Annotated in this window: 19 protein-coding genes; 9 read left to right on the top strand and 10 right to left on the bottom strand. The window is 63.2% G+C overall.

Annotation, left to right across the window (positions count from 1 at the left end; all coding sequences use genetic code 11):
- The first annotated feature begins 8 nt into the window (after positions 1–8).
- Positions 9–242 carry a hypothetical protein gene (locus ABDC78_RS19230; RefSeq protein ID WP_162291742.1) on the top strand — a complete coding sequence of 78 codons (234 nt, stop codon included), beginning with the start codon at positions 9–11 and terminating at the stop codon, positions 240–242.
- Positions 243–466: 224 nt separating this feature from the next.
- Here the strand turns inward: ABDC78_RS19230 and ABDC78_RS19225 are convergent, their stop codons facing one another.
- From ABDC78_RS19225 to ABDC78_RS19190, 8 genes are all read right to left on the bottom strand, one after another.
- Positions 467–1,135 carry a transglutaminase-like domain-containing protein gene (locus ABDC78_RS19225; protein WP_043985051.1) on the bottom strand — a complete coding sequence of 223 codons (669 nt, stop codon included), beginning with the start codon at positions 1,133–1,135 and terminating at the stop codon, positions 467–469.
- On the bottom strand, positions 1,132–2,232 hold the full coding sequence (locus ABDC78_RS19220) for a BtrH N-terminal domain-containing protein (RefSeq protein ID WP_067992202.1): 1,101 nt from the start codon (positions 2,230–2,232) through the stop codon (positions 1,132–1,134). Before ABDC78_RS19220 ends, ABDC78_RS19225 begins: the two co-directional genes overlap by 4 nt.
- A gap of 270 nt (positions 2,233–2,502) precedes the next feature.
- Positions 2,503–3,609 carry an NDMA-dependent alcohol dehydrogenase gene (locus tag ABDC78_RS19215; RefSeq protein ID WP_067992199.1) on the bottom strand — a complete coding sequence of 369 codons (1,107 nt, stop codon included), beginning with the start codon at positions 3,607–3,609 and terminating at the stop codon, positions 2,503–2,505.
- Positions 3,610–3,654: 45 nt separating this feature from the next.
- The gene (locus ABDC78_RS19210; protein WP_078290122.1) at positions 3,655–5,271 is read right to left on the bottom strand and encodes a fatty acid--CoA ligase; all 1,617 of its coding nucleotides are present in this window, start codon (positions 5,269–5,271) and stop codon (positions 3,655–3,657) included.
- A 48-nt stretch (positions 5,272–5,319) separates the two neighbouring features.
- Positions 5,320–5,730, bottom strand: coding sequence for an SCP2 sterol-binding domain-containing protein (locus tag ABDC78_RS19205; RefSeq protein WP_067992196.1), 411 nt, complete (start codon positions 5,728–5,730; stop codon positions 5,320–5,322).
- 265 nt (positions 5,731–5,995) lie between these two features.
- Positions 5,996–7,198 (bottom strand): FAD-dependent oxidoreductase, encoded by a 1,203-nt coding sequence (locus ABDC78_RS19200; RefSeq protein ID WP_067992193.1) that lies wholly within the window; start codon positions 7,196–7,198, stop codon positions 5,996–5,998.
- Complete coding sequence (locus ABDC78_RS19195; protein ID WP_011895434.1) at positions 7,195–8,586, bottom strand: cytochrome P450; 1,392 nt, start codon at positions 8,584–8,586, stop codon at positions 7,195–7,197. Before ABDC78_RS19195 ends, ABDC78_RS19200 begins: the two co-directional genes overlap by 4 nt.
- A gap of 22 nt (positions 8,587–8,608) precedes the next feature.
- The gene (locus ABDC78_RS19190; protein ID WP_011895435.1) at positions 8,609–8,929 is read right to left on the bottom strand and encodes a 2Fe-2S iron-sulfur cluster-binding protein; all 321 of its coding nucleotides are present in this window, start codon (positions 8,927–8,929) and stop codon (positions 8,609–8,611) included.
- Positions 8,930–9,051: 122 nt separating this feature from the next.
- On the opposite strand from ABDC78_RS19190, the gene ABDC78_RS19185 reads away from it, so the two are divergent.
- From ABDC78_RS19185 to ABDC78_RS19155, 7 genes are all read left to right on the top strand, one after another.
- On the top strand, positions 9,052–10,065 hold the full coding sequence (locus tag ABDC78_RS19185; RefSeq protein WP_041800299.1) for a helix-turn-helix transcriptional regulator: 1,014 nt from the start codon (positions 9,052–9,054) through the stop codon (positions 10,063–10,065).
- Positions 10,066–10,286: 221 nt separating this feature from the next.
- Complete coding sequence (locus tag ABDC78_RS19180; protein ID WP_067992190.1) at positions 10,287–11,795, top strand: carboxylesterase/lipase family protein; 1,509 nt, start codon at positions 10,287–10,289, stop codon at positions 11,793–11,795.
- Between the two features lie 386 nt (positions 11,796–12,181).
- Complete coding sequence (locus ABDC78_RS19175) at positions 12,182–12,949, top strand: enoyl-CoA hydratase-related protein (protein WP_011895438.1); 768 nt, start codon at positions 12,182–12,184, stop codon at positions 12,947–12,949.
- A 2-nt stretch (positions 12,950–12,951) separates the two neighbouring features.
- Entirely contained in the window at positions 12,952–13,764 is an 813-nt protein-coding gene (locus ABDC78_RS19170) for a TIGR03084 family metal-binding protein (RefSeq protein ID WP_011895439.1), read from the top strand.
- Positions 13,761–15,497 carry an acyclic terpene utilization AtuA family protein gene (locus tag ABDC78_RS19165; protein WP_067992188.1) on the top strand — a complete coding sequence of 579 codons (1,737 nt, stop codon included), beginning with the start codon at positions 13,761–13,763 and terminating at the stop codon, positions 15,495–15,497. The genes ABDC78_RS19170 and ABDC78_RS19165 overlap by 4 nt, the downstream gene beginning before the upstream one ends.
- A 413-nt stretch (positions 15,498–15,910) precedes the next feature.
- Positions 15,911–16,573, top strand: a complete 663-nt coding sequence (locus ABDC78_RS19160; RefSeq protein WP_011895441.1) for a TetR/AcrR family transcriptional regulator — start codon at positions 15,911–15,913, stop codon at positions 16,571–16,573.
- Positions 16,533–16,877 (top strand): adenylate cyclase regulatory domain-containing protein, encoded by a 345-nt coding sequence (locus ABDC78_RS19155; RefSeq protein WP_078281695.1) that lies wholly within the window; start codon positions 16,533–16,535, stop codon positions 16,875–16,877. The genes ABDC78_RS19160 and ABDC78_RS19155 overlap by 41 nt, the downstream gene beginning before the upstream one ends.
- Before the next feature lie 604 nt (positions 16,878–17,481).
- Here ABDC78_RS19155 and ABDC78_RS19150 read toward each other — a convergent pair.
- A complete protein-coding gene (locus tag ABDC78_RS19150; RefSeq protein ID WP_011895443.1) occupies positions 17,482–18,627 on the bottom strand; it encodes an acyl-CoA dehydrogenase family protein in 1,146 nt (381 codons plus the stop codon).
- Positions 18,628–18,770: 143 nt separating this feature from the next.
- On the opposite strand from ABDC78_RS19150, the gene ABDC78_RS19145 reads away from it, so the two are divergent.
- Complete coding sequence (locus tag ABDC78_RS19145; protein WP_225397498.1) at positions 18,771–19,448, top strand: TetR/AcrR family transcriptional regulator; 678 nt, start codon at positions 18,771–18,773, stop codon at positions 19,446–19,448.
- A 53-nt stretch (positions 19,449–19,501) separates the two neighbouring features.
- Here ABDC78_RS19145 and ABDC78_RS19140 read toward each other — a convergent pair whose 3' ends face one another.
- A complete protein-coding gene (locus ABDC78_RS19140) occupies positions 19,502–20,302 on the bottom strand; it encodes an SDR family NAD(P)-dependent oxidoreductase (protein WP_109558230.1) in 801 nt (266 codons plus the stop codon).
- Positions 20,303–20,407 lie beyond the last annotated feature (105 nt).

Genomic DNA, 20,407 nt, shown 5'->3' with positions numbered 1-20,407 from the left:
GCGCCGCGATGTCTGCCGTCGAAGATATGCCTGGCACCCACCCCGTCGCCATGCCGACGCGCTCGCAGGCGATGACCGTGCGGATTGTCTGTGCCGCAACCAAGGCACCACGGGTGGTGCGCATCAAGGTAGTCGCCGTCGGCGGCGACAGCACGATCCTGAAAGCTATGCCACCATGCGATGGCCGAATCTTCTTCCGCTTGCTCTTCGATGACGAAACCCTCCTAAATAGACCCTCGTAGCGCGTGGTTCACCACACGACTGAAGAATTGCGCCGGCGTCGACTGGGCTGATCGCCGGTAGATATGTATGTAGGACTCGTTAGCCCGCCGAGATCATCGCTGCGACACACCTTCCGATTAGGACACTGTCGGCTATCTGGTCCTGCCCGTAATCCCTTGGACTGCAGTGTATTCATAGCCGGCCAGATCGCGTCACAATGAACTGGCACACAGTCCGCAGCGCCTCACAACTCCTGGGAGAAGGCGTCACGCTGGGCTCCAGCGCCAGCCATGAGCGGGCCGTACCGGTGATGCAACTCTGTAACGATGTCGGTGAAGGGGAGATCGTGGTACCAACCGCGGTCGTTGAGGTACTCCATGTGTTGGCTTCCCCCACCGTCGTAGGCATGGAGGAGCGCATCGGTGTGGCCGTCGAAGTCGATCGGAGGTACACCGAATCGCGCGCAGAGCTCGGCATTGAACGCCGGAGTGGCCTTCACCCAGCGGTTGTTGAGTTGTAATTCGCTATATCCGTGGTAGACGAACACGTCGGTACCTCCCATCCGGGCACGCAATGTGGTGGTCTGCAGATGGTTGCGCACGTCCGCGAATCCGAGCCGGGCCGGAATGCCCGCCGCACGAGCTGCCGCGGTCAGCAGCACCGCCTTCGGTATGCAATACGCCCTCGACGCTGTCGCTACATAGCTCGCCCGATAATGCTCGGGATCGTCGTCGGTGCTATAGGGATCGTACCAAATCCTGTCCCGCACAGCGGTGAAGATCAACCTCGCCTTCTGCACAGGGTCACGAACGTCACCGACCGCGTCCTCGGTGAAGCGCTGTACATCGTCGTGCTGCCAATCGAGGAACCCAGTTGTCTCCAGGAAACTCGATTCGTTTGAAGTGTCGCTCACAGATAGCCTTTCAGATAAGCCTCGAGGCCGGTATCGACAGTGCCAACGGATCGACTGGCCGTTTCGAGGGCTTCGACGAGGCGTGTTTCGGAGTCCGGGATCGTCGCGGCGATTTTGGCCGCAGCGAGACTACGACTCCGTAGCGATGTGCCGGCATCGGTGGCTGCGGCCGCAAGCTCAGACCACGCTTGGGAAGCGTGTCGGGCCGCGGCCGCCGCTTCGGCTGCGGCGGCGTCCCCGAGGAGATCGGCGATATTCTGGCAACCTTGTGCTTGCAGCATACGAAAGAGCCCGCCACCGGTTCCGGCTTTCTCGATGAACGCCCCGAGCCCGAACAATGCCGCGGTCAGGGCGTCGTCATCAAACACCGTTGGCCAATGCCGTACGTCATCGGCGAACTCCTGCACACCCTTCAAACCGGAGGCCTCGACTTCAGCTGCCTCGATGCGCAGTAGCGGCGCACCTACGGCACCGCCGCGCATGAAAGCTGCGCTCGCGGCTAATGCAGTGGCGGCAATCGGCCCAAGGTCGGGCACTCGCTCCGGCCAGTCGACGTGATATGTGGTGTGCCGGGTCGGTGTAGGGAACCCTACCGAGGACCGCGCCCGGCGCAGGTCGTCATAAGCCACCGTTTGGGTGGTCTCGCGGTCATTATCGACCACATAGGCAACCCCTTGTTCGTCATCATATCCGGTGATGACGATGTCGTGACGGCTCATGTGCAATCGGACGCGCAGGTAAGGAAGTTCGCCGATGTCAGCCCAGACCATGACGGGTCGGCCCTTGTCGACTTCGTCGGTAACAAATGACCATCCCACGTCTGCGTCATCGGTCGATCGCACTACGCAGTTTGCACCAACTCGGGAGAGGTAGTCTTTTTCCAGGTCGCTTCCTCGTCCTACCAGGTAGATCTGGGGAAACAATTGCGTAGAGCGGACGTACGAGAAGTCCAAGGCTCCGCCGAGGGTGAAGACCAATCCTTCACTGAGTGTTTCTGTCCCCCATCCTAGTTGTGCCCATTCAGTAAGGTCACGCAGCGCACCGGAACCACAGTGCCCTCCTCTCCTGTGGGGATAGGGAATTTCAATCCTCGCCATCGCCGCTTCCTCTCTTGTCCAATAGCACTGTTAAGACTCATCGAAAGCTACGTTCCATCAAGGCGTCGCGGCTGGCGGTAGGTGCCAGAACTGGTCGACCGCAGCCAATCTCACCCGCGCAGCTCGACCGCCTATGACTATGGGAAACATTGCTTTCGATCGCTATCCGCATCAAAGCGTCAACGGTGAGAGCCCCTGACCCGCAGCATCGCCATCGTTGTACTGAGCTCGCTTGGTGCCGTTTTGCGCTTCCCTGCTTTCGGTGCTCTGTCAGAATCGGATGAGTCCTCGGATGTTGCGGCCTGACCGCATGTCGTCGTAGCCCTCATTGATCTCATCGAGGGTGTACTCACGGGTGATCAGCTCGTCGAGTTTGAGTTGTCCGGAGTTGTAGAGTTCGACGAGCCGCGGGATGTCGTGGGCGGCGTTGGACGAGCCGTAGAGGGCACCGCGGATCTGCTTTTCATACAGCGTTAATTCCAGCAGCGAGCCCGACATCGACGTGTCTTCGGGGTGTCCGATCGCGGTAATGACCACACGGCCGCGTTTACCGACCAGTGATAGCGCCTCAGCGGTGTAGGCCCCTTCGGCGACGTCGGTGGTCAAGACGCAGACGTCGGCGAGTTTGCCACGGGTGATGTCGCTGATCAGTGACCAGGCCTCATCGATGGTGGCAACGGCATGCGTCGCGCCGAAACCGCCAGCTTGTTCGCGCTTGAACTCCACTGGGTCGACAGCCACGATGGTCAACGCGCCAGCGATGCGGGCGCCTTGGATCGCATTCATGCCGATGCCGCCGGCGCCGATCACGACCACGGTATCCCCGGCGCGCACGTCACCGGTGCGTACCGCCGAGCCGTAACCGGTCGTGACACCGCAACCGATCAAGGCCGCCTTGTCCAACGGTGTCCCGTGGTCAACCTTGACCAAGGAGGCCTTCGGCACCACGGTGTATTCCGAGAACGTGCCCAGCAAGCACATCTGGCCGACATCCTCGCCGCGGGCATGGAAGCGGTAGGTGCCGTCGATCTGGGGTCCCATCATGATCGCCGCACCCATGTCGCACAGGTTTCCCATCCCGCGCGCGCAGTAAGAGCAGTGCCCGCAAGACGGCAGGAACGTCAGGATGACCGAATCGCCCTCGGCCAGGTCCTCGACACCTGCACCCACCTCGACCACGGTGCCGGCGCCTTCATGACCACCGACGACGGGCAGCGGAAACGGCAGATCACCGGTCACCAGGTGTTCGTCTGAATGGCACAACCCGCTGGCGGTCAACCGGACCAGCACTTCATCCGCACCGGGCGGATCCAGCTCGATCTCATCAACCTCCCACTTCTCTCCCAAGCCCCAGAGCACGGCAGCGCGTGTTTTCATGTGTGTCCTCTCCTCAACGTCGGTGCTTCCGTAGCAGTGGATGGTTCACGCCAGCGTCTCGACGGCGAGCTCACCGTCGGCATGCTGGCGGCGCAGCTTCTTCTTGTCGAACTTGCCAGTAGACGTCAACGGAACGTCGGCGACGAACGCCCACCGTTCCGGTAGCCACCACTTGGCCACCCGTGCACGCAGGAACTCAGTCAACTCCGCAGCGGTGGCGGTGCAGTCAGCGGCCAGGACCACCACTGCCAGCGGCCGTTCCTGCCACTTGTCGTCGGGCACTCCAATCACCGTGGCGGTGCGTACTGCAGGGTGAGCGGCCAACTCGTTCTCCAATTCCACCGAGGAGATCCACTCCCCTCCAGACTTGATCACGTCTTTGGCGCGGTCGGTGAGAGTGATGAACGCATCGGCGCTGATGGTCCCGACATCCCCGGTGCATAACCAACCGTCCGGCGACACCGCCGGACTGTCATGCTCGTAATAGGACTGAGTGATCCACGGGCCGCGGATCTGAATCTCCCCCACCGACAGTCCGTCCCAAGGTTGTTCTGCACCGCTGTCATCAACGATGCGCGCCTGCACACCGGCCACTACCCTGCCTTGGGTTCCCCGCAGGTAAAGGGACCTCTCCGGGGTGTCGGTGTTCCGCGGCAGAGCGACCGCAGCCAGCGGGGAGGTCTCAGTCATCCCCCAGGCCTGCACGATTCGGATGCCCAGTTCGTCATAGGCAGTCATCAACGACCTCGGAACCGCCGAACCACCGCACGCCACCATCTCCAGCGAACTCACGTCGTGGCCGGGATTGTCGCGCAGGTAGTGCAAGACATCGGTCCAGATCGTCGGCACAGCGCCCGCCATCGTGGGCCGGGCCGCCTCGATCATCTCCACCAATGGCCCCGCCTGCAGGAAACGGTCAGGCAGCAGAAGCTGCGCCCCCGCCATCATCGCCGCATACGGCAACCCCCAGGCATTAGCGTGGAACATCGGAACGATCGCCAACACCGTGTCGTCATGACCGATGCCCAAGGCGTTCGAGGTGCACGCCGATTGAGAGTGCAACCACGTCGAACGGTGGCTGTAGACAACGCCTTTCGGGTGCCCGGTAGTACCGCTCGTGTAGCACATCGCTGCGGCCGACTGCTCGTCGACGTCGGGCCAGTCGAACGTGCTCGGCTGGGCTGCCACCACATCGTCGTAGCGAAGGACGTCCTTTCCGCAGCCCTGCACTGCGGTAAGATCACCCGTGCCGGTCACCAGCACCGTGCGCACCGAGGTCATCGACGGCAACGCCGCCGCCAACAGGTTCAGCACCGTACCGTCGACGATGATCACCTGATCTTCGGCATGATTGGCGATCCACGTCAGCTGTTCAGGTGGCAGCCGCAGATTCAACGTATGTAGCACCGCACCCATCGACGGCACCGCCGCGTAACAGTCCAGGTGCTCCTGGTTGCTCCACTGCAGCGTCGCGACACGCTCGTCTCCACAAATGCCTATCTCGCGCAACGCATTCGCCAACCGCGCCGCACGCTGCCCCAACTCATGATACGACACCCCAGAGATCTGTTGGGGTCCGCGTGCGGTCAACACCTCGCGATCGCCATGGACTGCCGCAGCATGGGCCACGATCGCGGGCACCGTCAACGCAACGTCCTGCATCGTGCTCCTCATCGAGAGCCCGCCCGACAACCCTTGATGAGGCGACGGTCACGCATCGATGAGGTCCTGCCGATCCTGACTCTGCAGCATCAACCGGTACTCGGGGAACAGATTCTTGGCCTGCGGAATCAACTTGATCAACTTCGGCACCGGGCCCTTTGCGCGCACCGTCCCCTTGGCCATCGCCATCGTCAGGTTCACCTTGCCCAGCCAGAACTTGTTTCCAGTGTCCGCCGACATGAACAACTCCACGTTGGGCACCGCGGTACTGGCCGCTCCGGTCTCCACCACCTTCTTCGGCATGTCCACCGTTACCACCGCGTCCGGATCGGTGTAGTGCACCCGTAACACCACACCCGAATTTGCGAGCTTGTCCGCCAGTCCCTCCTTCTCCAAGCCCCGTTGAAAGATCCCACCCAAGAAGGCATAGACCTCGTCCTCGTCCTTGAATACCGCCACCGTCAATCTCCACCAATCTCGTTGTCAGAACAGAACAGTCGCGAGCATCGACTCAAGACGATGCTCCCCCCGCAAAAATCGTCACGCCTGTTGGCGACCTCCACTAGCTTCTGATGCGCTGCGGTAACACCGCCGAGGTGCCCGGCGGCATCCGCTAGCCAGTCCCCGCGGCCAGCGGAGTTGGATGGCGGTTCTCGCTGACGTTCGTCTCCGACACACGCGTCGCAATCGCAGTCGCCGTCCCATCGCCCATGCAGCCATGACCTCAGACCGAGCCGGCGAGCATGAGTTCGGCCCGTTCGACGGGGACCTGCTGCGTAATGACCCGCTTGCTGAACATGAAGTCGCGGGGGCGATTGATGCAGTCGGCGGCGATGAGCTCGCCGGCACGCAGGTAGAAGCAGGTGAAGTCGCGGTCGCGGGTCGGGTCGCCGCTGAGGACCACCTCGTCGTACCCGGTGTTGAGACCCGCGATCTGGAGCTTGAGGTCGTATTGATCTGACCAAAACCAAGGCAGCGCTGATATCTTCTTGGACTTCCCGCACAAAGTCGCCGCCGCGACTTTGGCCTGCTCGGCCGCACTGGGCACGGACTCCAGACGTATACGGCGGCCGTAACGAGCCATGTCGTGGCTGACGCAGTCCCCGGCGGCCATGATGGCGGAGTCGCTGGTCTGGGCTTGGTCGTCGATCACGACGCCGTTGTCGACGACCAAGCCCGCGGCAGCGGCGAGCTCGGTGTTCGGCTCAACGCCGATGCCGACAATGACGAGGTCGGCGGAAATCGATTCGCCACCGGCCAGGACTACTTCGCCGACTTTGCCGTCGCCAGACAGAGCCTCGACCCGCGCGCCCGTCTGGATGTTGACGCCCGCCTCCCGGTGGATCCGGTCGAAGAACGCCGATACCTCCGGGGCGGTCACCCGTTCGAGGACGCGCTCCGTCGCCTCGAGCACGGTGACCTCTAGACCCAACGCACGCAAGGAGGCAGCCGTCTCCAATCCGATGTAACCGCCGCCGATGATCACGGCTCGACGCCCCGGTCTGGTGGCGTCTCGGATCATCTCGACGTCCGCCGCGGTGCGTAGGTAGAAGACTCCGGCCAGGTCGGCGCCTGGGGTGGAGAGCCGACGGGGGCGCGCGCCCGTGCACAGCGCGAGCCTGTCGTAGGGCAGCACCTCGCCGGTGCTCAGCGAGAGGTGACCCGCTGCGCGATCGATTGCCTCCACCGTCGCATCCAGAACTTCGATTCGCAGCTTTGTGTAAAACTCGGCGCTGCGGATCGCGAGCTTGTCGACTGTGCAGTTCCCGGCCAGATATGCCTTCGACAGCGGAGGGCGTTGGTAGGGCGCTGCCGATTCATTGCCGACGAGGACGATCTCGCCGTCCCATCCTTCTTGACGAAGGCTGGCCGCCAGTTGGGCGCCCGCGTGGCTGGCGCCCACGATGACCGCTCGATGCAAAGTCATGCGCCGGCTTTCGGGGTGAGGCGGACCATCAGCTTGCTGATTCCCCTGACGAAGTTGGATTGCACGTATTCGGGCTCACCAATGACCTCGATCTTCTCGAAACGAGGAAGCAGCTCCTCCCACAGGATCCGCAACTGCATCTCGGCCAACCGGTTGCCCATACAGCGGTGGACGCCGAACCCGAAAGAGATGTGGTTGCGGGCGTTGTCCCGGTCGATGATGAAGTCGTCGGGCCGATCGAATACGCGCTCATCGCGGTTTCCCGATGCGTACCACATCACGACCTTGTCACCCTTGCGAATGAACTGACCATTCAGCATGGTGTCGGCCTTGGCGATCCGGCGCATGTAGGCGAGTGGCGTCTGCCATCGGATAATCTCGGAGTTCATGTTGGGGATCAGGTCGGGATTTGCTTTCAGCTTCTCGAACTGGTCCGGGTAGCGGTTCAACGCGAGAACGCCGCCGCTCATCGAGTTCCGGGTCGTGTCGTTGCCTCCGACGATCAGCAGCAGAAGGTTGCCCAAGAACTCCATCGGCCGGTCGATCAGGTCTTTGGTGCTTTCATTGCTCTGCAGCATGGTGATCAGATCGAACCCAGGCTCTTCTCCGGCACCGGTCCGGGCCGCCTTGTCGTGCCAGTGCCGGCTGAGATCTCGGGCCATGGCGCGCATGCCGACGAACGTCTCGTCAAGGTCCGAGGGACCGCCGTTGGTTTGCTCCATCGAGGTTGCCAGATCCGACCACTCGACAAGCTTGCGACGCTGCTCGTACGGAAAGTCCAGCAGGGTCGCAAGCATTCGAGCGGTCAGCTCGATCGAGACGTCGTGAACCCAGTCGAACGGCTGATCCACGGGGAGGTTATCCAGCACCTCCCTTACGCGCGAGCGAATCAGACCCTCCATTTCCCGTAGGTTCTTGGGTGCGACCACCCCTTGGACAGCCGCCCGCTGCAGGTCGTGGCGTGGTGGATCCATCGCGATGAACATCTTGATATCCAGGAAGCGGGGCGGCACCCCGATGACGATCAATGGCTCAGCGGAGAAGACCTCATGATTCTTGTCGACGGCCACGATGTCGGCATGCCGGGTGACGGACCAAAACGGGCCGAAGGCACTGTGCCGCTGATAATGGACCGGAGCTTCGTTACGCAGGCGCTCGTAGTATGACTGCCAGCGCCCCTGGCGATAGAGAAAAGGATTGCTGAGATCGATGTCGGCGAGTTCGACCTCCTCGGCCGGCGGAATAGGACGCTCTACAAAGAGTTTCTTCCCGTTCGTACCGGTCACCCAACGCCGAGTTTTGTCGTAGGCGTGTGCACCTTGAATCTGCAGGTCGATCGGGATGGTCGCCTGAACTTTCTCGGCGACCTTTTCAGAGATTTTTACCATGTTTGACCACTTCCCTTCGTCGTCACATCTGGAACTCCGGCAGATGGACGATCAAGCCGTCCCATGCCTCGGAGGCCGTCATCTGGCAGGACAGCCGAGAGGTCGGCTGACGCTCGGGGTTCATCGCGAGCATCTCCTCTTCGCCGACGCCGGAGGAGCCGACCTGATCGGACCACTGCGGATCGACGACGACGTGGCAGGTACCGCACGCCGCTTCGCCTCCGCAGTCGCCGTCGATGCCAGGCACTGCATTGTTGGTCGCGACCTGCATGAGTGACTGGCCTTCATCGAGAGGCACCTGGTGCTTGTCGCCGTCGTGGGAGACAAAAGTGACAACGGCCATTACCGACTCCTCTTAAGTTGCCCTGAATGTGAATACTTGTTAACAGGATTGTCCAATCCGAGCGCTTCCGCTATGTTTGCGCGGATCAGGAACTTGTGGATTGGGCTCAGGGGGCACGATCGGTGAAGTTCAGCAACGCCGGTGTGCCTCCGGTCGCGTTCGTGCAAATGCTGGAGAGCCAGGCACTCGACCCGGACGCCGTCGCGCGGCTTCGCACCATCATGGCGCGCGAGGGAACCGACGAGGCGACGCTGATGCAGCACGATGTCCAGGCGCCACTGCGGTGGTTTCGCGATCTGTACCCCGATCTAGACGTCGACCGGGCAACCCTGCTCGGCTTCTCGTTTGCAGGACAGGCACAGTTGACATCTTTCGGCCCGTTGAGCGTCCCGCTGGTCAGCGCAGGCTCGGTAGCCGAGATCGTCGAGCTGCTCACCTATCTACCGTTGATCACCACGGCGATCAATGCACAATTCCGTCCAAACGACCAAGGTCTCACCGTCGGGCTCTGGGGGCACACAGGCGATCGGGCCCTGGACTGCTTAGCAGTCACATATACCGGCTCGGCGTTGTTACGACTGCTGGACATGCTCGTCAGTGACGCGCTGACCGTCACGCTCCACTTGAGTTGGTCAGCGCCGGTCTCCCTGAACAAACTCGCGGCAGAGATGGTACTAGCCGGGCGCCTGTTCTTTGACGCACCGATGTCCTACCTTCATGTTCCCGTCAACGCGCTCAATGAAGTGTGCCGGTTCTCCGATCCCCTTGCGTATCGACTCGCCGTCGCCGAGCTGAGGCGGACCCTCGACGAGCAGAGCGGAGCCACGTCCTTCTCCAAGAAGGTGAGACGGTTGTTGGACGAGGATCCCGGACAGCGAAGTTGCCAGCGGGTCGCAGACGAACTCTCGGTATCCACCAGCACACTCAAACGCCGGCTCGCCGAAGAGGGCACCACGTTTCGCGAGTTGCGCCAGTCGTGTCTGCGGGAGAGCGCGATGATGCTGTTAATCACCCGATCAATGTCGGCAAGCCAGATCGCGACCGAGCTCGGATACGGCGATCTTGCTAACTTCTCACACGCCTTCAAGCGATGGACCGGCCGCTCTCCGAGCGAGTACCGACGCTCACAACGCTGAGGATGTCCCCGCACGCCCGGAGATAGCCGGTCATGGGTAGCTTCTTCTTCTGAAAAGAAGTAACCGGTGCTTAAGAATCAGCCACGACGTCACCGAACGGCCGTGGAGGCCGCTGACCGAAGTCGAGTGAGTCATCAGTAGCAGGCCAAACCGTGCCCGACACGGCGACTGAACGGCAGAGCCGGGCGCTGGTGTGAATAGTCATTCGCTATTGTCGATACATGCCAGCGAAGACAGTCCGCACCGAACTCACCTCGGGCGCCATCGAAGGATTCACGCGGGACGGCGTCAATCGCTGGCGTTCCATTCCCTACGCCAAGCCACCAGTCGGCGCGCTGCGGTTCAAGGCTCCCCAGCCGGTCGAAGCGTGGGACGGCGTCCGACCCTGCCACCGATTCCGCTACTGCGCTCCACAGCCCCGCCGATACACCATCGTCGGTCCGGGCAAGTTCCAGCCCATGAGCGAGGACTGCCTCACCCTCAATGTCGTTGCACCCGACGGCGGCTCGGACCGACCTCTGCCCGTGATGTTCTTCATTCACGGCGGGGCGTACTTCCTGGGCAGTTCCGCGACACCGATCTATGATGGCGCGTCGCTTGCCCGCAGCGGTTGCGTGTACGTATCGGCAAACTACCGCCTCGGCGCGCTAGGGGCTGTCGACCTGTCGTCGCTGTCCACCGCAGACATCCATATTGACGACAACCTCTACTTGCGTGACCTCGTGTCGGCGCTCAGGTGGGTACGCGAGAACATCGCGGCATTCGGCGGCGATCCCGATAACGTGACGATCTTCGGAGAGAGCGCGGGCGCGCACGCCGTTACCACTTTGCTGGCCGTGCCAGCGGCGAAAGGGCTTTTCGCACAGGCTATCTCACAAAGTCCGGCCGGCGCGCTATCCCGCTCCCAGGAGCTGGCCGCGGAGTTCGCCGCCAAGTTCGCATCCATTCTCTGCGCCGACGAGCGGGAGCCCGCCCGCCTCCTGTTGGCGGCGCGTCCGGCTCAACTGGTGAATGCATTCGATCGCTTGCTCACCACGAGTGCATCGGACCTTGCTGGCGGTTACCCGGTGGGATGCACATTCGGAACCGACTATCTACCGTCCGAGCCCATTCAAGCGATGCGCGACGGCAAGGCGTACCGTGTGCCGCTGATCGTCGGTACGAACGCCGACGAGGGCCGGTTGTTCACTCGCTTCCTCAAACTCCTCCCGACGAACGAAGCCAAGATCGAAGCGTTACTAGCGGGAGCGGAACCCACCTGTCGCGAGCGAATTACTGCTGCCTATCCCGAATATCCGGCCCCCGATGCCTGTATCCGACTGGGGGCCGACTTCACATTCGGATCGACACTGTGGCAGCTCGCGGATTCCCACAGTCGGCACGCCCCCACATATCTGTACCGCTATGACTTCGCCCCGCGAACTCTGCAATGGGCCGGGCTGGGTGCCACCCATGCGACGGAGCTTCTTGCGGTGTTCGACGCCTACCGCACGCCGCTCGGTCGGCTACTCAGCGCCGGAGCCGATCGCCGCTCGGCCCTACGCGTGAGCGACGACATGCAAGGGCGCTGGGATGCTTTCGCACGCACCGGAGTTCCAGGAGACGGCTGGCCGCGCTACACCAGCGACGCCCGTCCGGTCCTCGTCTTCGATCGCGCTTCGCGAGTGGACAACGACCCCCACGCCGACCGCCGGAAAGCATGGGAAGGTTTTCAAGTCCTCGGACGCTGACGAGCGGTTCCCCGCGGCGACGCATGCGTTCACAGCATTTGGCACCGATTGTTTCTGGGAGCCAAGGGTGAAACGGTGGCAAGGAGCACCTCCGGCGTGCCAATCCCAAAAGGCCGAAGAGGGCCACATTCTTGCCGAGGACTTGACGTACGAATGCAACCCCGTGTTGCGGCCTTGGGATCCGATCTCGTCAATCGCTCGAACCGAATGCGGCCGACGAGGTGGCGAACCCAACATTTACGGAGCTGGCCACGCCGGTCGGGTTGCGCCGCCGGACGCAACGCGTTCGCTCACCAACTGGTCCTCGCGACATTCTGCCGGGTAACGTACTGCGAGTGAACGAGCCCTCACATCGGGAGGGCGGGTGCCGATCAGGACGGGGATTGATGAGCGAGGAAGCGATCACCTACGAGGTCGTCGACGGGGTGGCCTGGTTGACGATCAATCGCCCCGAGGCACGGAACGCGCTCAACGGGGCGGTCCGGCAGGGACTGTTCCACAGCGTTCACCGCTTCAACGCCGACGACTCCGCCAAGGTTCTGGTGCTGACCGGGGCAGGCGATAAGGCGTTCTGCGCCGGAGGGGACCTTAAAGAGATGGCGGAGACGGCGCTCACGGTTCCGCCGCCAGACTTCGCGCCGCAATTCGGGCGCAACATCCAGGTCGCCAAGCCGACCATCGCCGCGGTGAACGGCGTCGCCTTCGCCGGCGGATTCCTACTGGCCCAGCAGTGCGACCTCGTCATCGCAGCCGAGCACGCCAGGTTCGCGGTCAGCGAGGTCAAGGTAGGCCGCGGCTCGCCATGGGCTGTCCCGCTGTCGTGGCTGCTGCCGCCGCGGATTGCGCTGCAGATTTTGATGACCGGCGACCCGATCACTGCCGAGCGCGCCCGCGAGGTAGGCATGGTGAACGAGGTCGTGCCCGCAGCGGAGCTGCGGGTACGAGTTCAGGAGATCGCCCTGCGGATCGCTTCCAACGCACCGCTGTCCGTACTCGCGGCAAAAAAGACCGTATACCTCTCCGCAGCGCACCACCTGACGGAGGCCTACGCCCACGCCGACCAGATATGGGAGCCGGTGTACCTCAGCGCCGACGCGCTAGAGGGTCCCGCCGCGTTCCGCGAGAAGCGCACACCGGTTTGGAAGGGACGTTAGACGTGGCCGTGCCGATGGAGTCCTTGATCACCGACATCGGGGCGGAAACGGCCGAGCTGTGGTCACTGATCGCCGAGCTGCCCGAGGGGCAAGCCGGGTGGGACGCGCCCACCCCCGCGGCAGGCTGGGCGGTCCGCGATCAGATCAGCCATCTTGCGTTCTTCGACGACGCCGCGGTGCGCTCAGCCACCGACCCCGAAGGGTTCACGGCCGAGGTGCTGCCCATGCTCGCCGACGGCCGGATCTCCCCGGACACCATCGCCGAGCGCTACCGGCCGATGCCGACAGCGGAGCTGCTGTCCTGGTTCGACGGCGCGCGCCGCGCCCTCGTCGCTGCCTTCGCAGCGATCGACCCCTCGATGCGGGTGCCGTGGTTCGGCCTCCCCATGAGCGCGGCTTCCTCGCTGACCGCGCGGATCATGGAGACCTGGGCGCACGGTCAGGACATCGCCGACGCGCTGGGAGTGACCCGTGTGCCCTCGGCCCGGTTGCGCCACGTCGCCCACATCGGCGTGGGAGCGCGGGCGTTCAGCTACATGGCCAACGGCCTGGAGGTGCCCGAGGAACCCGTCCGTGTCGAGCTCACCGCACCGGGGGGCACGCTGTGGACCTGGGGCCCCGACGGCGTGCCCAACCGGGTCACCGGCACTGCGCACGACTTCTGCCTGCTCGTCACCCAGCGCAGGCATCGCGACGACACCGCACTGCACGTCACCGGTCCGCTCGCCGACCAGTGGCTCTCCATCGCGCAGGCCTTCGCCGGACCTCCCGGTGGCGGGCGCACCGCAGGACAGTTCGACGGAGGTGTGTCGTGAGGGACCCGGTACGCATCGGAAATTGCTCGGGCTTCTACGGCGACCGGATCGCCGCGGCGCGGGAGATGGTCGAGGGCGGGACGGGCGAGCAGAGCATCGACGTGCTGTGCGGGGACTACCTCGCTGAACTGACGATGCTCATCCTGGCGAAGGCCCAGGCGAAGGATCCGGCGGGCGGTTACGCGCGCACGTTCCTGACCCAGATGGAGCAGGTGTTGGGCACCTGTTCCGACCGCGGTATCAAGATCGTGGCCAACGCCGGTGGGCTCAACCCGGCCGGGCTGGCCGTCAGATTGCGCGAGCTTGCGGACCGGCTCGGTATCACCGTCCGGATCGCCCACATCGAAGGTGACGACTTGCGCGGGAACCTCTCCGCGATCACCCCTGCGGTCGGTGAGGTCAAGCCGGTCTCGGCCAACGCCTACCTCGGGGGTTGGGGTATCGCCGAAGCGCTGGGTGCGGGCGCCGACGTCGTCGTCACCGGACGGGTGACAGACGCCTCGCTGGTCGTCGGCCCGGCCGCCTGGTGGCACGGGTGGGAGCGCACCGACTGGGACCGGCTCGCCGGTGCCGTCGTGGCCGGCCACGTCATCGAATGCGGACCACAGGCCACGGGCGGCAACTACGCCTTCCTCGACGAGATCACCGACCGTCGCTACCCGGGCTTCCCGATCGCGGAGGTGGCGGCCGACGGCTCGTCGGTGATCACCAAGCACGCCGACACCGGGGGGCTGGTGTCGGTCGGTACGGTCACCTCCCAGCTGCTCTACGAGATCGCCGAGCCGGCCTATCTGGGGCCCGACGTGGTGACTCACTTCGACACGATCTCGCTGGCCCAGCAGGCCGAGCACCGGGTGGCGATCACGGGTGTCACCGGCAGCCCGCCACCGGAGACGCTCAAGGTGGCGCTGAACGAGGTCGGGGGCTACCGGAACACCATGACGATGGTGCTCACCGGCTTGGACCTGGAGGCGAAAGCCGCGTTCGCGCAGCAGCAGCTGTTCGACATCCTCGGCGGCCGGGGATCCTTCGCCGAGGTCGACGTCCGGTTTCTGCGTTTCGACACACCGGACGCCCCCACCAACGACCAGGCGTGCGCGCACTTGCGGATCACGGTCAAGGACACCGACCCGCGCAAGGTCGGCCGGGCGTTCTCGAGCGCAATCATGGAGATCGCTCTGGCCGGGTATGCCGGCTTCCACACCACCACGCCACCCACGTCGGAGTCAGTGTTCGGCGTGTATCGCCCAGCGACCGTGCCCCGGTCGAGCGTGACGCAGGTCGTGGTGCTGCCCAACGGTGAGCGCCGGAGGATCGCCGATCCGCCGACCGGTAGCGTGCCGGCCGCGAAGGTCCGGGGCAGCGCGGCAGCCGCGCCGCCGACCGAGCCGACATGCCGCGCGCCGCTGGGCGCGGTTCTGGGCGCGCGGTCCGGCGACAAGGGCGGCAACGCCAATATTGGTCTCTGGGCCCGCGACGACGCCGGCTATGCCTGGGTGCGCGAGCACTTAACCGTCGAGCGACTGCGCGGGCTGCTCGGCCCGGAGGCTGCGCAGCTGCGCATAGAGCGATTCGAGCTGCCCAACCTGCGTGCGCTCAACGTTGTGGTGCACGGGCTGCTGGGGGAAGGCGTGGCATCCTCGACCCGGCCGGATGCCCAGGCGAAGGGCTTGTGCGAGTACCTGCGCTCCCGCATCGTGGACATACCGCAATCCCTTGTCGGCGCGACCTGACAAATCCCGAATTTGGAGTAGCCGGGCCACTCTGTCGACGTATCGCCAATCAAGTCGCCGTCCTCTGCCTGCTGCTTGACGTAGCCCCTTTGCCAAAGCCGTGTTGCCGAACGATGTGATGACGATCGGATGACGCCAACAGCGTCCGGCAGACGGAGAGATGGCTTTGTCCAGTTCCTTGCCGAACTGGACATCCAAAGAGGGCGCAGCGATCTGCCCACGCGGTTGCCGATCTTGGCCAATGAGCGGGCACATCCACGAATGGGGATCACACGCGCAGGCGCCAGCCACCTGCCACTGGGCGTCTACATTTCAACTCAACCTGGGATTGTGAGCAGGTGTTAACGTTCGTAGTGTAGCTCCCGGCGCTGCAGTGCTGCGCGAGCCCTGGTTGCGAGCGAAGGAAGGTAGTAGTGAACAAGGTGGTCGTTGCCGGACGTACCCGGGTCGGCGGCGAACGTCGGGAACGGATTCTCGCCTCTGCCACCGAGTTGATTGCCGAGCGGGGCTACCACGCTGTCTCCATGGCCGACATCGGCGTTGCATCAGGGGTTGTCGGGCCGGCCATCTATCGCCATTTCAACAGTAAGAGCGATCTACTGGCGGCCCTCTTCGAGCGAGTGGTGGACAAACTCCTTAAGCGTGCGACGGCGATCGTCGAGCAGTCCCGCGACGAGGCGGAGGCGCTGACCCTGCTGGTGTCAGACCAAGTCGCCTTGGTAATGGATCAACGCGAGCTGGCAATGGTGTATTACCGCGAAGTGCACAATCTGTCGGATCAGCACCAGAGCCGGTTGCGCCGAAAGCAGCGACTCTATCTAGAAGAGTGGGTACACCTCGTCGGAGAATTGCGGCCCGCGGTCGATGAGATTGAACTTCGGGCGATGGTTCATGGAGCGATCGGAGCCATTCAATCGATCTTGCACTACCGCGGCACTGGCCTGGCTCCCGAACAGACCTCTGCGCTGCTCGTTGCGATGGGTCACGCCGTGCTCGGCGTCCCCGCGTCGAGTCACCAGGTGCGCGGCGTGAACACTGAACCATCCTGTCCGCGTCCCGGTACGCCGCAGCACTAAGCAGGTCCAGGGTGTCAGCAACACACGAAGACGACCTCGCTCAGTATGTCTGCACGACGGTCTTGAGGGCGACAGCCGCCAGGAAAGGACTCATCTAATTGCCTGGCTGCATGCCCAGGGCTTCACGATTGATCAAAGCCGACTGGTGGCCCCAACCCCTCTCCTTCTTCCTACAAGCCGCGTACTGGGTGATGAGGGACGGTACGTCTCTCTGCGCGAGCTGAGCACGGAAACCGGAATCCAGACGAAACAGTCGCCATATTGCGGGCCCTCACGGAAGGCATCGGGCAGGCCACGGAGATGATGCGTGGCTTCGCGCGCTGAACATGTTGAAAGCTTCAGCCCGACGATTTGGAGAGGCTCGCGAATCGACTCGCGACTGCTGCGCGCGAGGCTGCCAACCCACCGGTTGAGATTCGTGAAACCCTCGGGGCGCGGTCATGCTGGTCTCATCACGACCGACGCCGCTGGTGACGACGATGCTGGACCTGATCGACAGCGCGTCAGCAAATGACCTGCCTTCCTTGAGGATTGGCGTGGCGTCCGGGTCAGCGGTCTCGCGCGCGGGCGACTGGTTCGGCAACCCCGTGAACCTGGCCAGCCGAGTGAGCGCGGCGGCGCGGCCAGGCGCAGTGTTGGTGGGACTCCACGCGGGTGATCGTCGACGACGCAGGCCTCCGGTGGTCGTCCGCCGGCGCATATCGTCTGAAGGGCGTCAGCAGCAAGGTCAACCTGTCTCGGGCGCGGCGCGCCCAGGCCGGCCGAGTAAGGCCCCCGTTTGAAGCGAGCTCGCCGGGTATCCGCCTAGTGAACAGTGACCGCCTAATGAACAGTCACCACCGACTTGATAAGCGAACGCCACCTCGCTATCGCGGCCCCTCGTAACCAATCTAGCGGTCGAATTCGATCTAAAGCGACCGAGCAATGATCTCCTTCATAATCTCGTTTGTCCCACCGTAGATCTTCTGAACGCGAGCATCGGCCCACATCCTGCCGATGGGATACTCGGTCATATAGCCGTAGCCGCCGTGGAGCTGCAAGCAGTCATCAAGGGCGACCATCGCACGCTCAGTAGTCCACCATTTCGCCATCGCGACGGTGGGGATGTCGAGTTCACCGCGCAGATGGCGGGCGACGCAGTCGTCGATGAAAACGCGGCTGATGTGGGCGTCGGTGGCGACCTCGGCGAGCTTGAACTTGGTGTTTTGGAAGGCGAAGACGGGCTTGCCGAAGGCATGCCGATCTTTGGTGTATTCCACAGTGAACTCGAGCGCTGTTTCTAGTACTGTCACTGCACCAAGCGCAAGGATCAATCGCTCTTGGGGAAGTTGCTGCATCAACTGAATGAACCCCTGGCCTTCAGTCGTACCCAGGAGGTTCTCAACCGGAATGTGCACATCTTCGAAATAGAGCTCGGAGGTGTCCTGTCCGCGCTGACCGACCTTGTCCAACACCCGACCCCGCCGAAAGCCCGGTCGATCGCCTTCGACCAAAACCAACGAGATTCCGTTCGCTCCGGCACTGGGGTCGGTCTTCGCAACGACGATGATGAGGTCGGCCTGAGCGCCGTTGGTGATGAACGTTTTGGAACCGTTGACAACGTATTCGTCTCCAACGCGCGATGCCTTGGTCGTGACAGATTGGAGATCGGAGCCAGTGCCCGGCTCCGTCATCGCAATCGCGCCAACCATCTCACCAGTTGCCAGTCTGGGAAGAAAGCGTTCCTTCTGCTCATCGGTGCCGTACTCGAGCAGGTAGTGGGCGACGATTCCACTATGAAGCGGCGCGCCCCATGCCGAATCGCCGATGCGGGCCTGTTCCTCAATCAAGACTGCTTCGTGAGCGAACGTTCCCCCACCTCCGCCGTACTGCTCGGGGATTGACATGCACAGCAACCCAAGATCACCCGCCCGGGTCCACAGGTCCCGATCCACGTGGTGCTGCTCGATGAAGCGGGCACTGTGCGGCGCGACCTCCTTCTCACAGAACGTACGTGCCAAATCCCGCAGTGCGTCGAGGTCGTCGTCCATCCAGCTAGAGCGGTTGGCTGCCATTACAAAGTCCTCACTGTGTTTGCTTGCGCACCGATCCCGCAATGGTCTCGCTTCGCCTGTGGGTACATGGTGTACCACGAATCGCACGCCGGGTACAACACGTACCCAGAACTTTCCAGAGCGCGGGGCGTTACGGTGACATCGTGGAGCGACAGCACTGGGTGGACACCACAGCGGTACGCCGCGCGGCCAGTAGGTTGCCGGGCCGTGAACTACGTCGTGAACAGATCATCGAAGCGGCGCTCAGCGCAATCGAAGAGAACGGGCCCCACGCACTCACGGGCCAAATCGCAGACAAGGCCGGTTTGGGACGCACACACTTCTACCGCCACTTCGCAAGTAAAGAAGAACTCGATCTTGCCGTGGCTCGTCACGTCCACCGCGAACTCACTGCGAAGATTCGCCTAACTCTGGATGTCCAGGGATCGCCGCTAGACGTGATACGCGCGCCGGTCACTCAGCACGTCATGTGGGCTGACGAACACCCCAACCTCTATCGGTTCCTGGTGAACCGACACTATCGGCGCAGCACCGAGAAGACCGCGCCCGGCAGCAGCGCATTCGCCTCTGAACTCGCCGTCGCGGGTGCCCGTTACTTTCCTCGCTACGGCGAGGACTCAGAGGCGGCAGACCGCAATGTCGCCGCCATCATGGGCTTGATGGACGCTTCGGTCCTATGGTGGCTGGACCATCGCGACTCCACTCGTGACGAACTCGTCATTCGGTTGACACGGCAAACCTGGTTGATAATCAATGACAGGCTGCAGGAACTGGGATTCCAGCTTGATCCCCACTTACCACTCTGCGAACCGAAAACCTGACCAGGTACAATTCGAGCCTCCCCACGCTAAACCCTCCGTCTTCGACACCGCCATCAACGATGATTGCGTTGGCGCCGCTCACCGACGCCGCGCATCAACGCGAAAGCTTTCAATCCAAGCGACGGCGCAGCATCGCTAGTGCGCGCAACTACGCCACGCCACCGAGGAACTACCCGGAATATCTGGCGACTCTCCAGCAACTCGAGTCCCGCGCGGGCCACGGCCGCAGCATCCATTGGACGCGGTCCGGCGAACAGAAGCGCCGCCCCAGGGTCGGCAACCCGGTCGGTGACCATTTTCGTACTTACCACGTCAGGGCATAGCGCCCGTGCGTGGATTGGCAATCCCGCATGGTCAAGGTCGCCCTGCAGCGATGTGGTGAACGACAATACGGCCGCTTTGGTTGCTGCGTACATCGCTAATCCAGGGATGGGCGCCAGAGCCGAGAGGGACGCGATGTTGAGGATCGCGCCCCCACCCGCGCCCATAGCGACAACTGCCGCGTGTGAGCCGGCAACGACACCTCGTACATTGACATCGAGGATCGACGCAATCTCGGCATCGCTGTGACTCCAGCTGTTACCCGCGAGTAGGATCCCAGCGTTGTTTACCCACACCGCCAGAGGGCCAGCGGCTAAAGCCTGAGCAGCGACTTCCCGATGACCCGACGGATCTCGTACGTCGTGCGTGGCGCTCCAAGCGCCACCGCCGACCTCGGTGGCAGCGCGCTCCGCTGCGTCGCCATCCACATCCGTGAGCAAAACCTTGTGACCGGCAGCGGCGAGTTGTCTCGCGATCTCCAGACCAATCCCTCGACCTGCTCCTGTGACGACGGCTGTTGATGGTTCTAGCATGACCATCCTTTCCGGCAGTTTGCGTAGGTTTGCCGACTACGGTTCGCCGGGGTTTGTTGAGGATCTCCGAGGCCACTTGGAGGACTGCGTCGATTCCGCCGGCGC

This window comes from Mycobacterium sp. DL (genome assembly GCF_039729195.1).
Lineage (GTDB): Bacteria > Actinomycetota > Actinomycetes > Mycobacteriales > Mycobacteriaceae > Mycobacterium > Mycobacterium hippocampi_A.
Note: the sequence above shows the minus strand (reverse complement) of the source record. Positions and strands in the feature narration are given on the sequence as shown.